The organism is Bacillus sp. SIMBA_074 (assembly GCF_046534555.1).
GTDB classification, from domain to species: Bacteria; Bacillota; Bacilli; order Bacillales; family Bacillaceae_G; genus Bacillus_A; species Bacillus_A mycoides.
On record NZ_JAWRYM010000147.1, the window covers coordinates 1 to 396 of the forward strand.

1 protein-coding gene is annotated in these 396 nt (G+C 69.9%); it reads left to right on the forward strand.

Annotated elements, in window-relative coordinates; translation table 11 throughout:
- Window positions 1–61: 61 nt before the first annotated feature.
- A partial coding sequence (locus SB773_RS30240) for an acyl-CoA-like ligand-binding transcription factor (RefSeq protein ID WP_486304301.1) occupies window positions 62–396 on the forward strand: 335 nt, incomplete at its 3' end.

Consider the following 396-nt stretch of genomic DNA (forward strand, 5'->3'; position numbering starts at 1 on the left):
GCGCTGCTTCGCCGACAAACGCGACGTGCTCTAGGCTGGGTCGGAGCAGTCGCCCGTGGCGGTGGCAGACGAGTTGAGGCAGGTGGACCCCAGGCTCGGCCCGTTCCCGGCCATGCTGCAGGCTCTGGCCGATGTCGGCGCGCTGCTCGGTGAACGGGTCGCCGACCATGCTGCGCAGCGTCGCGAGGTGATCTCCGGGAGTCCGGAGCTGCAGGAGCGCGCGCAGGCAAAGTACGCTGCCGTTTCCGACGCCGTCGGCGCGGCGTTGGTGGAGCGTGGCGCCGACCCGTCGACATCCACGCTTTTCGCGGATGTCGGCGTTGCGATCTTCCGCAGAGGCTTCGAACGGTGGACCGACGCCCCCCATGAAGCCGACCTGGCGTCGCGCATCCGCGA